This is a genomic window from Streptomyces sp. NPDC055243 (assembly GCF_044544025.1).
Taxonomy (GTDB): Bacteria; Actinomycetota; Actinomycetes; order Streptomycetales; family Streptomycetaceae; genus Streptomyces.
Genome location: NZ_JBITWR010000002.1, coordinates 476924 through 490811, shown reverse-complemented (window position 1 = coordinate 490811; position 13888 = coordinate 476924). Strand labels below are relative to the sequence as shown.

The window sequence follows — 13888 nt, the reverse complement described above, 5'->3', positions numbered from 1 at the left end:
CTCTCCTAGCCGAGGTACTGGGTGGTGCCGCGCGGCACGTACGCGCCGTGTCCGGCGCGGCCGGTGAACTTCCGCTGGTCGATGACGACTTCGCCGCGGGACAGGACCGTCTCCACCTGGCCGGTGACGTGCTTGCCCTCGTACGCGGAGTAGTCCACGTTCATGTGGTGTGTTTCCGCCGACATGATCTGCTCGGCGGCCGGGTCGTAGATGACGACGTCCGCGTCGGCGCCCGGCGCGATCGTGCCCTTCTTGCCGTACAGGCCGAACATCCGGGCCGGGCTCGCGCAGGCGATCTCGATCCAACGGCGGCGGCTGATGTGCCCGTCCACGACGGCCTGGTGGAGGAGGTCCATGCGGTTCTCGACGCCCGGCAGACCGTTCGGGATCTTGGAGAAGTCGCCGCGGCCCAGCTCCTTCTGCCCGACGAAGCAGAAGGGGCAGTGGTCGGTCGACACCACCTGGAGGTCGTTCGTGCGCAGCCCGCGCCAGAGCGCGGCCTGGTGCTCGCGGGGCCGCAGCGGGGTCGAGCAGACGTACTTGGAACCCTCGAAGTCGGGCTCGGCGAGGTTGTCCGTGGACAGGAACAGATACTGCGGACAGGTCTCCCCGAACACCGGCAGACCCTCGTCGCGGGCCCTGGCCAGCTCGGCCACCGCCTCCTGGGCCGAGACGTGCACGACGTAGACCGGGGCTCCGGCCACCTGGGCCAGCTTGATCACCCGGTGCGTGGCCTCCGCCTCAAGGAGCGCCTTGCGCACCTCGCCGTGGTAGCGCGGATCGGTCTCGCCCCGGGCGAGGGCCTGCTCCACCAGGACGTCGATGGCCAGGCCGTTCTCCGCGTGCGTCATGATGAGGCCGCCGTTCACGGCGGCCTTCTGCATCGCCCGCAGGATCTGCCCGTCGTCGCTGAAGAAGACGCCGGGGTAGGCGGTGAAGAGCTTGAACGAACTGACCCCTTCCTCGATCAGCAGGTCCATCTCCCGCAGGGACTTCTCGTTGACGTCCGAGAGGATCATGTGGAAGCCGTAATCGATCGCGCACTTGCCGTCCGCCTTCGCGTACCAGGCGTCCAGGCCCGCGCGCAGCGCCTGCCCCTTGGTCTGCACCGCGAAGTCCACGATGGTGGTGGTGCCGCCCCAGGCCGCGGCCCGGGTGCCCGTCTCGAAGTCGTCGGAGGAGAACGTGCCGCCGAACGGGAAGTCCATGTGCGTGTGCGCGTCGACTCCCCCCGGAATCACGTACTTGTGGGAGGCGTCGATGACGTGGTCCGCGGTCCACGCAGCGGCGGCGCCCGAGCCGTGTGCGGCGAGCGCGGCGATCCGGCCGTCCTCGATCAGCACATCGGCGTGGATCTCTTCGGCGGCGGTGATGACGAGTCCGCCGCGGATCAGGGTGCGGGTACTCATGATGGTGCGCTCCCTTTCATGCTCGTACGTTCCTGCCGGAAGGCACTGGACTAGACGCTCCGCAGGGCCCGTTCGAGGATCGAGGCCCCTTCTTCCGCCTCCGCGACGGTCAGCGAGAGCGGCGGGGCGATGCGCAGGACGCTGGTGTCGTGGCCGCCGCCCTTGCCGATCAGGAGGCCGCCGTCGCGGGCCGCCTCCAGCACGGCGGATGCCGCCTGCGGATCGGCCTCGCCCGTCTCGGGGTCGACCAGTTCGATGCCGATCATCAGGCCGCGGCCGCGCACTTCGCGTACGACGGGCAGCTGGGCGCAGATGGCGCGCATCCGCTCGATGAGCAGCCCGCCGACGCGGCGCGCGTTGCCCTGGAGATCGTGCTCCAGGAGGTACGTGAGGTTGGCGAGGCCGGCCGCCATGGTGACCGGGGAGCCGCCGAAGGTCGAGATGGAGTTGGAGTCGAGGGAGTTCATGACCTCGGCGCTCGCGACGACGCCGCCGATGGACATGCCGTTGCCGATGCCCTTGGCGAAGGTGAGGATGTCCGGCGGGCCGCTGGCGGCGTGCGCCTGCCAGCCCCAGAAGTGGTCGCCGGTGCGGCCCCAGCCGGTCTGCACCTCGTCCGAGATCCACAGGACGCCGTGCTCCCAGAGGACTTCGCGGAAGGCCGCGTAGAGCCCGTCCGGCGGCGAGGTGAAGCCGCCGACCCCCTGGATCGGCTCGGCGATCAGCGCCGCCACTCCCCCGCGCGCCTGCCCGAGCATGTCCTTCAGGTCGGCGACGCAGGCCTCGATGAACTCGGCGTCGCTCAGCGCGGCGTACGGTCCTCGGCTGCGGACGCCCCCGTGGACGTACAGCGTCTGGAGCGGCGAGAGGCTGGTCGGCGACCAGGCGTTGTTGCCGGTGATGCCGACGGCCGTGAAGGAGCGGCCGTGGTAGCTGTTGCGCATCGCCAGGATCTGGTTCGAGCGGCGGTGCGCGGTGGCCAGGAGCAGGGCCGTGTCGTTGGCCTCGGTGCCCGACGTGGTGAAGAAGACGCGGGCGTCCGGGATGCCGGAGAGGCCCGCGACCCGCTCGGCGAGGTCGATCATCGGCCGGTTGAGGTAGAGCGTGGACGAGTGGATGATCCGCCCGGCCTGTTCGCTGACCGCCTTGGTGACCTCGGGCAGTGCGTGGGCGGTCATGGTGGTGAGGATGCCGCCGAAGAAGTCGAGGTACCGCTTGCCGTCCGCGTCCCAGACGTGGCGGCCCTCGCCGTGGGTGATCTCCAGCGGGTCGGCGTAGTAGAGCGCGAGCCACGCGGGCAGGACGGCCTGGTGGCGGGTATGGAGGTCCTTCACGGCTGTACCAGTCCTTCGTACGCGTCGGGGCGGCGGTCACGGTAGAACGCCCACTGCTGGCGTACTTCCTCGATCAGCCCCAAGTCCAGGTCCCTGACGACGAGTTCCTCGGCCTTGTCGCTCGCGGTCTCGCCGACGAACTGGCCGCGCGGGTCGACGAAGTACGACGTTCCGTAGAAGTCGTTGTCGCCGTACTCCTCGACGCCCACGCGGTTGATCGCGGCGATGAAGTACTCGTTGGCGACGGCCGCCGCGGGCTGTTCCAGCTGCCAGAGGTAGGCGGAGAGTCCGCGCGACGTGGCGGAGGGGTTGTAGACGATCTGGGCGCCGTTCAGGCCCAGCTGGCGCCAGCCCTCGGGGAAGTGGCGGTCGTAGCAGATGTAGACGCCGACCTTGCCGACGGCCGTGTCGAAGACGGGCCAGCCCGCGTTCCCCGGCTTGAAGTAGTACTTCTCCCAGAAGCCCTTGACCTGGGGGATGTGGTGCTTGCGGTACTTGCCGAGATACGTACCGTCGGAGTCGATCACGGCGGCGGTGTTGAAGTAGAACCCGGACTGCTCGACCTCGAAGACCGGGACGACGACGACCATGCCGGTCTCGCGGGCCAGTTCCCGCATCCGCGTGACGGTGGGTCCGTCCGGCACGGGTTCGGCCCATCGGTAGTGCTCCGGCTCCTGCACCTGGCAGAAGTAGGGGGCGTTGAACACTTCCTGGAAGCCGATGATCTTCGCACCCTGGCGGGCCGCCTCGCGGGCGTGCTCCTCGTGCTTGGCAATCATGGATTCGGTGTCGCCTGTCCAGGTCGCCTGGACCAGTGCGGCGCGTACGACGTTGACCATGAGCTGCTCCTTCGACGGGACGTCAGAGAGCTTCTACGCCCGTAGACTTGATGCGTAGACAGGAAAACGTAAGCCTCCCCGACGGGCTGGGCAAGACCATCGCCGTTAACCGGCGGAGTCGATCATGTTTCGCACCCAAGCGGACGAGAACGCACAAATGAAACGGGCGCGTCAGGCACTGAATCCGGCAACACGCAACGCGTGCACGAGATCCCAGTGGCGCTCGTCCGACACCCCTTGGGCCGCCTGGAGCAGCAGCGGGATGAGGCGGTACGGATCGGTGTGGGCGCAGCCGGCCGCGTCCTCGGGGGTACGGACGCGGATGTAGGCGTCGAGCAGCGCACGGGCCTCGCGCTCGCGGCCCGCGTCGATCAGCGCGAGCACCGCCTCGGCGATCTCCGGTGCGGGCCGGGAGACGCCCTGCCGCAGCAGCTTGCGGCAGTCGTCGCCGCGGCCGGACCCGGCGAGGGCGTCGGCCAGCGCGACGAGCCGGTCGGGCGGCAGCGAAGCGGCCTCCCAGAGCAGCGTCGACCAGTCGGCACCGAGGCCCGCGCGGTGCAGCTCACCGGCGAACACGGGCAGGCGCGCCGCGGGCCAGCCCGCCGCCTCGACGAGTACGCCGTGCGCCTCGCCGCTGCGGCCCTGGCCACGGAGCCTCACCAGGGCGGCGACGGCTTCGGTGGTGGCCCGCTCGGCGTCACGGTCCGGCCTCGCGGCCTCGCGGCGCCCGGTTCCGGCGGCGCCGTCCGCCCCTTCGGCGGTGTGCGCCCCTTCGGCGGTGTGCGCGAACCGCGCACCGCGCGGGCCGTTCGCGGCGGGCCGCTGCGGGGCGGTCTCGGGTACGGCGACCGCACCACCGGCCTCACCCTCGCCACCCTCGCCCTCGTCCGGCCCGGCGAACCCCGCGAAACGGGCGCCTCGGGGGCGGCGCGGACGGCGGGACGTGTCGCGCGACTTGCGGTTCTGCTTGGGGACGCGGGAGGGGTCGGGGGCCGGCTGGGTGTCGGGCGGTCCCGAGTCCGGCTCCAGGGCCGACTCCGAGTCCTGGGCCGGATCGACGGAGAGGGTGCGGGAGTCGGGGGTCGGGCCGCCCTGATCCGCCGTGAAGGCGCCGAACTCCCTTGTGCGGGTGTCGAGTTCGGGCGACGCGGCTTCGCGGCCACCGGCGACGGCTCCGAAGCCGTCCGCGGGCCGGGCCCCGAAAGCGGTCGCCCCCTGCTCATCGAAGCCGTCGAACTGCGCGGCCCGGAAAGCGCCGGACCCATCGGCCCCGAAGCCGCCGGAACTCCCGAGCCCGAAGTCGCCGGATCCCTCGACCCCGAAGTCGTCAGCACCCTCACCCGCGAAATCGTCCGACACCGGCGTCCCGAAGTCGACCCACTGCGGGCGATCCGCCCGGTCCAGCCGCTCGATGCGCTCCCGGAGCTCCGCGCACCGCGCGGTCGCCCGCTCGTGGTCGTCACGGACCCAGGCCAGGTCGCGGTTGAGCCGCTCCACCTCGTCCCGCGTGGCCGCCGCCGCGAGCGAGCGGCCCAGGTCCGCCTGCCGTTCCACGGCGAACCGCTGCTCGGTGAGCATCATGTCGAGCCGCTCGCCGAGCAGTTCACGGCCACCGGGCCGCGCGTCGTACGCGGCCAGCGACGCACCGTGCAGCGCCCGCGCCCGCTGCGTCTCCCGCTCGGCGGCCTGCGCCCCGTACCCGGCGGCCAGGTCGTGCAGCAGTGCCTCCACCACGTCCCAGGGGGGCACTTCCGAGCCATCCAGGCAGGCCTGCATTCCCTCGGGGTCGCGGGACCAGAACACACCGCACCACCCGGCGCCCGGGTCGAGCCGCGCCAGGATGTCCCTGAGGTACCTCGCGAACTCCCGGACCTGATCCGGGAGTTGTCCTACTGCCATCCGAGCCAGCACCGCCCCATGGAGCCTGGAGTCTTCCGGTCCGGAACATAACACCAGTCGTGTTACGGGGCGGCTACACGCGGCTTTCCGGCCGCCCCACGGAGCCTCACACCTCACTCTCCGCGCCGTGAGCGAGCACGGAGGCGCACAGCCTCCGCAGCCCCGCGTGCAGCTGCCCGGGGCTCGCGCCCTGGCTGGTCAGGTGCTCGACCAGGTCGCTGCGGACGGCGGCGAGCAGGGCGTGTGCGAGATAGTCGGCGTCCTCGCGTCCGTGTACGCCGGTCAGCATCCCGGCGACTTCGGAGTGCCACAGATCGTAGGCGGGATTGAGGTAGGGACTGCCGGCCCCCGCGCGCTCCAGGGCGAGCATCAGGGCGCGCTGGTTCAGCTTGAGGTCCAGGAGTGCGGCCATGAGCGCGGGCACCCGCTCGGCGACCGGTGCGCCGGGGCCCAGGGGCGGCGGTCCGTCGACGACTTGCTCGCGCAGTTGCTGCGTCTCCTCGACGACCAGCGCCCTGACCAGGCCGATGCGGTCGGAGAAGTGCCGGAAGACCGTGCCTTTGCCGGCCCCGGCGGCCTGGGCGATGTCGGCCATCTTGACGCTGTCGGGGTCGTCGGCGTCCTTGAACAGCCGGGCGGCCGCGGCCAGCAGCGCGGCCCTGTTGCGGACGGAGTCGGCTCTCTCCTTGCGGGCGGTGATGGTTCCTCCTCGGTGGGGGCGGGTCGAGCGGGACGAGCACGGCGAACAGATCCCAGCATAAGTCGACCCCGGGTCCGGTACTTGTAAACGGACCCGGGGTCAGGTTAACGTCGGCACCATGACGACGCACCCCGCGACACCTGGGGCAACACACCCCGCTGCACACCCCGCAACGCCCCATTCAGCGACCGACGTATTCATGCGCTCCCTGGACCTCCTCCTCGCCAAGGACATCGACGGCTGGGTCGGTCTCTGGGCGCCGGACGGAGTCTTCGAGTTCCCCTTCGCGCTCCCCGGCGCCCCACACCGGCTCGTCGGCCGCGACGCCGTGCGCGCCTACATGGCCGACTACCCCGACCACATCGACCTGCGGAGCTTCGAGGACCTGACCGTCCACCGCACCGAGGCCCCCGGGACGATCGTGGCGGAGCTGCGCGGCACCGGCCGGGCGGTCGCCACCGGGCGCCCCTTCGACATGCCGTACATCCAGGTCATCACCGTCCACGAGGGCCGGATCACGCGCTTTCGCGACTACTGGAACGGCGCGCTGGTCGCCGACGCCTTCGACGGCGAGATCCCCGTCGGCGCCACCCGTTCCGGAGAGACCCGATGACCATGCGCTTCCTGATCACCGGCGGCACCGGCACCACCGGCAGCCGCGTGGCGACCGCACTGGCCGCCGAGGGCATGTCCGTACGCGTCGGAAGCCGCACCCCGGCGCCGGGCACCGGCCAGGTCCGCTTCGACTGGAACGACCCCACCACGCACGGCCCCGCCCTCACCGGCACGGACGGCGTCTATCTGGTGCCGCCCATCGGCGACGCCGAGCCCGCCCGGCCGATGGTGCCGTTCCTGGAGCGCGCCCTGGACGCGGGCGTGCGCCGCTTCGTGCTGCTGAGTTCCTCCGCCATCGCCGAGGGCGATCCGGGAGCGGGCGAGGTGCATCGTGCGATGCGCCAACTGGCCCCGGAGTGGGCGGTGTTGCGCCCTTCATGGTTCATGCAGAACTTCGTCACGCCGGGCCATCTCCACGTGGAGAGCATCCGCGCCACGGATGAGATCGTGACGGCCACCGGGGAGGGCCGGGTGGGGTTCGTCGACGCGGGCGACATCGCGGCCGTCGCCGTACGGGCCCTGACGGACGAGCGGCCGCACAACGCGGCGCACCTGATCACCGGGCCGCAGGCGCTCGGCTACGCGGATGTCGCGGAGGCGGTCTCCAAGGTCTCGGGGCGGGAGATCCGCCATCGCTCCGTCCCGGCGGCGGACTTCCGCGAGCGGCTCGTCGCCTCCGGGATGCCCGAGGCGTTCGCCCGCGCCCTCGCCGCCATGGACGAGGGCATCGCGCACGGATCGGAGGACCGCGTGGACCCGGCGGTCGAGCGGATCACCGGCCGTCCGGCCCGCGGCTTCGCGGACTTCGCCGCCGAGAACGCAGCCGCGTGGGCCCGGACGGCCTGACCGCGGCCACCCGCGCAAGGCCTCACGCCCCGCGACTTGGCCTCACCGCCCGCCGCAGCCCCTCACGCCGGGGCGAGCGGCACCAGCTCGCACGCCTGGGCCACCTCGTCCAGCGAGAGGCCGAGCGCCGTCGCGAGCGCCGACACGGTGAAGAACGCGGGCGTCGGGGCCCGCCCCGTCTCGATCTTGCGGAGCGTCTCCGCCGAGAGCCCGGCGGCCGCGGCCACCTCCACCATGCTCCGCTCGCCACGCGCCGAACGCAGCAGCCGGCCGAGCCGCTCGCCGCGCTCGCGCTCTTCAAGGGTCAGGGGAGTTCGAACCATGCACCCACCCTAGTCGAGAATCCCATTCTCATACCGGTATAGTAATTGGCCCCACTGGGGAGCACGGCATGGGCTGGGACCTGCCCGTCCTCCTGGCGCTGAACGCATGGGCGGAACCGCGCGGCCCGGTGAAAGTGCCGGGCGGGCCCTCACAGACCCGCCCGGCCCCGTCTCACTCCGGCCGAACGACCATCGCCGACCCGCCGCCACGACGCACCTTCTCCGCCGCGGCGAGCCACTTCCCGCCCGGCAGCCGCTGCACCGCGGTGGCCGCCCCGATCTCGGGGTTCCGCTTGAAGGAGTGCCCGATCGCCTCGAGGTCGGCCCGCACCGGGCTCTCCCACAGGCCCGGCTCCAACTCGGTCTGCGCGGCGTTGCGTTGGCTCGCGCGCGGCGCCGCGATCGCGTCCACCAGCGGCAGCCCCCGGTCGACGAAGCCCGTGAGGGTCTGCAGGACGGTCGTGATGATCGTGGCACCGCCCGGCGAGCCGAGCGCGACCACCGGCTTCCCCTTCTCCAGGACGATCGTCGGGGCGATGGAGGAGCGCGGACGCTTCCCCGGGCCCGGCAGGTTCGGGTCATGGACGGCCGGGTCGGCGGGCGCGAAGGAGAAGTCGGTCAGTTCGTTGTTGAGCAGGAAGCCGCGCCCCGGCACGGTGATCCCGCTGCCGCCGGTCGACTCGATGGTCAGGGTGTAGGCGACGACGTTGCCCCACTTGTCGGCGGCCGTGAGGTGCGTCGTGTTCTCCCCCTCGAACGTGGTCGGGGCGGCCTTGTCGCCGGACCCGCACGCCGCCGGATTCCGCGGGTCGCCCGGCGCGAGCGGGCTCTTGAGGACCGCGTCGTCGCGGATCAGGCACTCCCGCGAGTCGGCGAACTTCTGCGAGAGCAGTTCCTTCGTCGGTACGTCCTCGAAGGCGGGGTCCCCCACCCAGCGCCCGCGGTCGGCGAAGGCGACACGGCTGGCCTCGATGTAGCGGTGCAGGTACTTCTTCTTCGAGGCCTTCGAGAGGTCGGTGCGCTCCAGGATGTTGAGCGCCTCTCCGACGGTCGTGCCGCCGGAGGAGGAGGGGGCCATCGAGTAGACGTCGAGGCCCCGGTAGGAGGTCTTCGTCGGCGCCTGCCGCTTCACCGCGTAGGCCTTCAGGTCCTTCGCGGACAGGTCGCCGGGCCGGGCGACGCGCCCGGACGCCGGGTCCACGGGCGGCTTGTTCACCGTCCGTACGACGTCCTTGCCGATGCCGCCCCGGTACAGCGCCCCGATGCCCTTGCGCCCCAACTCCTCGTAGGTGCGGGCGAGATCGGGGTTCTTGAACGTCGAGCCGACCACGGGCAGCGCGCCCCCGGGCAGGAACAGCTTCGCCGTGTCCGGGAAGTCGGCGAACCGCGCCTGGTTCGCCTCGGTCTGCGAGCGGAAGGTCCCGTCCACCGTGAAGCCGTCGCGCGCGAGGCGCTCGGCGGGCTTCAGGAGCGTGCCGAGCCGCTTGCTGCCCCATGCGTCCAGCGCGGACTGCCAGGTCGCGGGGGTGCCGGGCGTGCCCACGCCCAGGCCGCTGGTGACGGCGTCCGCGAAGGGGATCGGTTTGCCGTTCTCCAGGAAGAGGCCGGAGTCGGCGGTGCGCGGGGCCGTCTCGCGGCCGTCGATCGTGCTCACCTTGCGGCTCTTGGCGTCGTAGTGGACGAAGTAGCCGCCGCCCCCGACACCCGCCGAGTAGGGCTCGGTGACGCCGAGGGCCGCCGCCGTGGCGACCGCCGCGTCCACCGCGTTGCCGCCCTTCTTGAGGACCTCGATCCCCGCGGCCGACGCGTCCGCGTCGACGCTGGAGACGGCGCCTCCGTGACCGACGGCCACCGGCACCTTCGCCGGGGTCCGCGAGGCCGGTTCAGCTGAGCGCGGAGACGAAGGGGGCACGGCCGCTCCGACCGACACCAAAACCCCTCCGACCGCCAATAGCGTCAGATTCCGTACGACAGCACGACGCATTCGTACCTCCAGTCAACAACCGTCTGCGCAGCGTAACTTCGGTTCCCCCGCCACGTCAGGACCCCCTCGAACACGGGTCCTAGAGCCCGCTAGCATGCGCCCCCATGACTGAAGACGTGCGCACTGTCGTCCTCGGCCTGATCGCGGCCGGCCTCGGCGCCGTGCTGGGCTGGCTCGCCCGTACCTACCTGTGGCGGCGCAAGCTCCGCCGCAAGCAGGCCTTCTTCGGGCTGCCCGACAACTCCGAGTCGCTGCTCGTGGTGAACCGCGAGGCGGGCGGGCCCGAGCTCACCGTCGTACGCCACGACGTGTTCGCGCTCCTGGAGCTGGCCGCGGTGATCAAGGACTGCGGGGCGCACGCCCAGCTCGTCGCGCACGACGCCGCCCAGCAGAGCTTCGGCGAACGCACGGAGTTCTGCGTCGGCTCCCCGACGGCCAACCGCCGCATGGCCGCGCACATGCACTCGCTGCTGCCGGGCGTACGGATCAACACCGACCCGGAGCCGGGTCCCGACCGCGGGGCGTTCCAGATCGGCAGTGAGCGGTACCGCATGGAGGGCGGCATCGCGGAGTACGTGATCCTCGCGCGGCTCACCGCGGGCCAGGGCCAGGAGGCGAGACCCGTCTTCCTCTTCTGCGGCCAGCGCGCGATCACCAACCAGGCGGCGACCCGCTATCTCGCCCGGCACCACGAGCGCCTCGCCCGCAAGCACGGCGCCAACACGTTCGTCCTGCTCCTGAAGGTCGTCAACTCCCAGGCGTACGGTCCCGACGTCGTCGAGCTGGTCGGGGACGTCACCCGCGCCGCCCAGGCCCCGGCCCCGGCGGTCACGCCGCCGCGCACGTCCCATCGCGCCAAGTAGGCGGTCGGTCACCGAGCGCCGACGGTCACGCCCGGCTCATATCCCGCCTCTGTGACCTATTCGGCAATTCGGGGCAACAGGCAACCCACCGGGACCTTTGACCCTCTCTCCGTGCAGTTCCACATTCGCACGGAGGTACGTTCCCTTGAGGCCCCTGAGCTCGCCGAGTCGCCGACGCCCCGCACGCACCCGCCGCACCGGAGCCGCGGTCACGGCCGCCGGCCTGGCGACCCTGGCCGCCGCACTGACCGCCTGTTCGGGCAGCACTCCCGCGTCCGCCGACACTGCTGCGGACAAGCCGGACATATCCGTCAACTTGCAGGGCAAGAAGGCCAAGGCGGGCTCCCCGGTCGAGGTGAAGCTGGCCGACGGCAAGCTGAAGCAGGTCACGGTCGCGGACGCGAAGGGCGAGAAGCTCACCGGCAAGGTCGCCGCGAACGGCACCACCTGGACCTCGGACCGCAAGGCGGCGCCCGGCACCTCGTACAAGGTCACGGCGACGACGGACGAGGGCGGCAGCGCCCGCACTTCCTTCAGGACGGCCGCCCCGGAGCAGGTGAACAAGCTGTCCCTGACGCCCGGCAAGGGCACCACGGTCGGCGTCGCGCAGCCTCTGTCGGTCGTCTTCGACCACCCGGTGAAGAACAAGGCCGACGTCGAGAAGCACCTGAAGGTGACGACCTCGAACGACACCACCGGGTCCTGGGGCTGGATCAAGAACTACGACGGCAAGGACCGCATCGACTGGCGCCCCAAGGAGTACTGGAAGTCGGGCACGAAGGTGAAGCTCGACGCCCAGCTCAACGGCGTCGACTCGGGCAGCGGCGGCGGCTGGTTCGTCCGCGACTACGCGACCGGCTTCACCGTCGGCAAGAGCCAGAAGGTCAAGGTCGACCTCGACAGCAAGCAGGCGACGCTCGTGCGCGACGGGAAGAGCGTCAGGACCGTCCCGATGTCGGCGGGCACCCCCGGCGGCGACAAGGCGTCCTGGGGCGGCACGTCCGTCCTGATGGCCAAGGAGGGCACGATCAACATGCGCTCCGAGACGGTCGGCCTGGGCGACGCCTACGACAAGATGGTCGACAACTCGATGCGTCTGACCTGGTCGGGCATGTACGCGCACGCGGCTCCCTGGAACGCCTCGTACTTCGGCAACACCAACCACAGCTCGGGCTGCATCGGCATGAGCGACGGCGACGCCTCCTGGCTCTACGGCCAGGTGCAGGTCGGCGACCCCTTCGAGGTATCCGGCAGCGGCTCGAAGGGCGTCCCGGACCCGGGCAACGGCTACGGCGAGTGGAACATCTCCTGGACCGACTGGCAGACGAAGAGCGCGCTCGCCTGATCAAGCGCTCAACAATCGTTACCGGGGCGTAACTTACCGATGGGTTACCCCCGGTAAGACGCCGAGGTTACCGTCGGGTCACTTTGCTTGCACGAGTAAGGAGTGACCCGTGGGACAACCGCGCAAGGCTCTGCGTACGACCACCGTGGGCGCCGTCTCGGCGACTCTCGTCGCCGGCGCCGCCTTCGGCCTCGCCCCGGCCGCCCAGGCGGCTCCGGCGGCCGCTCCGCGGGCGGCGAGCTCGGCGGACGTGCGCTTCGTCGACATACCCGGCGACGGCGGCACGATCCTCAAGGCCAACGTCTTCACGCCCAAGGGCGCGCAGGCCGGCGCCGCCGGCACGAAGTACCCCGCCATCGTGCTGCCCACCAGCTGGGCCATGCCGCAGATCGAGTACGTCGCGCAGGCCCAGAAGCTCGCGAACTCCGGCTACGTCGTGGTCAGTTACAACTCGCGCGGCTTCTGGCAGTCCGGCGGCGAGATCGAGACCGGCGGCCCCGAGGACATCGCGGACGCCTCCAAGGTCATCGACTGGACCCTGGAGAACACCCCGGCCGACCCGGAGAAGGTCGGCATGGGCGGCGTCTCGTACGGCGCGGGCATCAGCCTGCTCGCCGCCGCGCACGACAAGCGGATCAAGGCGGTGGCCGCGCTCAGCGGCTGGGCCGACCTGATCGACTCGATCTACAGCGGCCGCACCCAGCACCAGCAGGCCGCCGGGCTCCTCGGCGGCGCCGGCATCCTCACGGGCCGCCCGAGCCCCGAACTCCAGCAGACCCTCAAGGACTTCCTCGCCTCCAACCTGGACAAGGAGGACGAGATGATCGCGTGGGGCGCCAAGCGCTCCCCCGCGACCTACATCGACCGGATCAACAAGAACGGCGCGGCCATCATGATGGGCAACGCCTGGGGCGACACGATCTTCCCGCCCAACCAGTACGCCGAGTTCTACGAGCAGTTGACGGGCCCCAAGCGCCTGGAGTTCCGTCCGGGCGACCACGCCACGGCCGAGGCGACCGGCCTGCTCGGGCTGCCCAACGACACCTGGACCTCCACCCAGCGCTGGTTCGACCGCTACCTCAAGGGCGAGAAGAACGGCGTCGACGGCGAGCAGCCCGTCCAGCTCAAGTCCCGCTCCACGGGCGGCTACGAGGGCTACCCCGACTGGAAGTCCGTCGGCGCGACGAAGAAGAAGATCGACCTGGCGGGCTCCACCACGATCCGCGCGAACGTCGACTCGGGCGCCAACGGCGGCACCGTGCTGCTCTCGAACGCCCTGGACCAGTTCCTCAAGATCCCGCCGATGGCATCGGTGCCGCTGCTGCCGCGGCGCTACGCGAGCGTGTGGCAGTCCGAGAAGTACGCCGCGGAGCAGCGGGTGCGCGGGACGGCGAAGCTGCACACCACGCTCACCAGCACCAAGGAGAGCGGCACCCTCGTCGCGTACCTCTACGACGTGGGCCCGCTCGGCCTCGGCAAGCTGGTCAGCAACGCGCCGTACACCTTCCACGGCAAGACCCCCGGCCGGCCGTTCGGCGTGGACCTGGAGTTGTTCTCCACGGCCTACGACGTTCCGGCAGGACACAGGCTCGCCCTGGTGGTCGACACGGTCGACCCGCTCTACATCGAGCACAACCCGTCCGGCGCGCAGCTGACCTTCTCCTCGCCCGCGTCCGACCCGTCGTACGTGTCGGTCCCGCTGCGCGAACAGTGATCACCGGCTGCTGCCGG

At 71.1% G+C, this 13888-nt stretch carries 12 protein-coding genes; 5 read left to right on the top strand and 7 right to left on the bottom strand.

Annotated elements, in window-relative coordinates:
• Nucleotides 1–5: 5 nt before the first annotated feature.
• The 5 genes from hydA to ACIGXX_RS07045 all read right to left on the bottom strand — a co-directional run bounded on the left by hydA (nt 6) and on the right by ACIGXX_RS07045 (nt 6130).
• Nucleotides 6–1409, bottom strand: coding sequence for a dihydropyrimidinase (gene hydA, locus ACIGXX_RS07065; RefSeq protein WP_361461967.1), 1404 nt, complete (start codon nt 1407–1409; stop codon nt 6–8).
• 50 nt (nt 1410–1459) lie between these two features.
• The gene (locus ACIGXX_RS07060; RefSeq protein ID WP_351158987.1) at nt 1460–2743 is read right to left on the bottom strand and encodes an aspartate aminotransferase family protein; all 1284 of its coding nucleotides are present in this window, start codon (nt 2741–2743) and stop codon (nt 1460–1462) included.
• Nucleotides 2740–3582, bottom strand: a complete 843-nt coding sequence (locus tag ACIGXX_RS07055; protein WP_361461972.1) for a nitrilase-related carbon-nitrogen hydrolase — start codon at nt 3580–3582, stop codon at nt 2740–2742. Before ACIGXX_RS07055 ends, ACIGXX_RS07060 begins: the two co-directional genes overlap by 4 nt.
• A 171-nt stretch (nt 3583–3753) precedes the next feature.
• A complete protein-coding gene (locus tag ACIGXX_RS07050) occupies nt 3754–5481 on the bottom strand; it encodes a hypothetical protein (RefSeq protein ID WP_399973442.1) in 1728 nt (575 codons plus the stop codon).
• Nucleotides 5482–5587: 106 nt separating this feature from the next.
• Nucleotides 5588–6130, bottom strand: a complete 543-nt coding sequence (locus ACIGXX_RS07045) for a TetR/AcrR family transcriptional regulator (protein WP_383817924.1) — start codon at nt 6128–6130, stop codon at nt 5588–5590.
• A 250-nt stretch (nt 6131–6380) separates the two neighbouring features.
• Here ACIGXX_RS07045 and ACIGXX_RS07040 point away from each other — a divergent pair, with 250 nt between their 5' ends.
• Complete coding sequence (locus ACIGXX_RS07040; RefSeq protein WP_399973439.1) at nt 6381–6794, top strand: nuclear transport factor 2 family protein; 414 nt, start codon at nt 6381–6383, stop codon at nt 6792–6794.
• Entirely contained in the window at nt 6791–7642 is an 852-nt protein-coding gene (locus ACIGXX_RS07035) for an NAD(P)H-binding protein (RefSeq protein ID WP_399973436.1), read from the top strand. Before ACIGXX_RS07040 ends, ACIGXX_RS07035 begins: the two co-directional genes overlap by 4 nt.
• A gap of 62 nt (nt 7643–7704) precedes the next feature.
• On the opposite strand, the gene ACIGXX_RS07030 is transcribed toward ACIGXX_RS07035, so the two are convergent.
• Both ACIGXX_RS07030 and ggt read right to left on the bottom strand, forming a co-directional pair.
• Nucleotides 7705–7965, bottom strand: a complete 261-nt coding sequence (locus tag ACIGXX_RS07030) for a helix-turn-helix transcriptional regulator (RefSeq protein WP_351158974.1) — start codon at nt 7963–7965, stop codon at nt 7705–7707.
• Nucleotides 7966–8137: 172 nt separating this feature from the next.
• Nucleotides 8138–9949 carry a gamma-glutamyltransferase gene (gene ggt, locus ACIGXX_RS07025; protein WP_361461981.1) on the bottom strand — a complete coding sequence of 604 codons (1812 nt, stop codon included), beginning with the start codon at nt 9947–9949 and terminating at the stop codon, nt 8138–8140.
• A 104-nt stretch (nt 9950–10053) separates the two neighbouring features.
• Here ggt and ACIGXX_RS07020 point away from each other — a divergent pair, with 104 nt between their 5' ends.
• The 3 genes from ACIGXX_RS07020 to ACIGXX_RS07010 all read left to right on the top strand — a co-directional run bounded on the left by ACIGXX_RS07020 (nt 10054) and on the right by ACIGXX_RS07010 (nt 13871).
• The gene (locus tag ACIGXX_RS07020; RefSeq protein WP_366462997.1) at nt 10054–10812 is read left to right on the top strand and encodes a hypothetical protein; all 759 of its coding nucleotides are present in this window, start codon (nt 10054–10056) and stop codon (nt 10810–10812) included.
• A gap of 145 nt (nt 10813–10957) precedes the next feature.
• Nucleotides 10958–12157 (top strand): Ig-like domain-containing protein, encoded by a 1200-nt coding sequence (locus ACIGXX_RS07015; RefSeq protein WP_399973431.1) that lies wholly within the window; start codon nt 10958–10960, stop codon nt 12155–12157.
• A gap of 109 nt (nt 12158–12266) precedes the next feature.
• Complete coding sequence (locus tag ACIGXX_RS07010; protein WP_351158966.1) at nt 12267–13871, top strand: CocE/NonD family hydrolase; 1605 nt, start codon at nt 12267–12269, stop codon at nt 13869–13871.
• Nucleotides 13872–13888: the final 17 nt, after the last annotated feature.

Excerpts from the sequence above, each read along its gene's own strand:
- ACIGXX_RS07040 (WP_399973439.1), top strand. The coding sequence starts at position 6,381 with ATGCGCTCCCTGGACCTCCTCCTCGCCAAGGACATCGACGGCTGGGTC.
- ACIGXX_RS07030 (WP_351158974.1), bottom strand. The coding sequence starts at position 7,965 with ATGGTTCGAACTCCCCTGACCCTTGAAGAGCGCGAGCGCGGCGAGCGG.
- ggt (WP_361461981.1), bottom strand. The coding sequence starts at position 9,949 with ATGCGTCGTGCTGTCGTACGGAATCTGACGCTATTGGCGGTCGGAGGG.
- ACIGXX_RS07020 (WP_366462997.1), top strand. The coding sequence starts at position 10,054 with ATGACTGAAGACGTGCGCACTGTCGTCCTCGGCCTGATCGCGGCCGGC.
- ACIGXX_RS07035 (WP_399973436.1), top strand. The coding sequence starts at position 6,791 with ATGACCATGCGCTTCCTGATCACCGGCGGCACCGGCACCACCGGCAGC.
- ACIGXX_RS07050 (WP_399973442.1), bottom strand. The coding sequence starts at position 5,481 with ATGGCAGTAGGACAACTCCCGGATCAGGTCCGGGAGTTCGCGAGGTAC.
- hydA (WP_361461967.1), bottom strand. The coding sequence starts at position 1,409 with ATGAGTACCCGCACCCTGATCCGCGGCGGACTCGTCATCACCGCCGCC.
- ACIGXX_RS07055 (WP_361461972.1), bottom strand. The coding sequence starts at position 3,582 with ATGGTCAACGTCGTACGCGCCGCACTGGTCCAGGCGACCTGGACAGGC.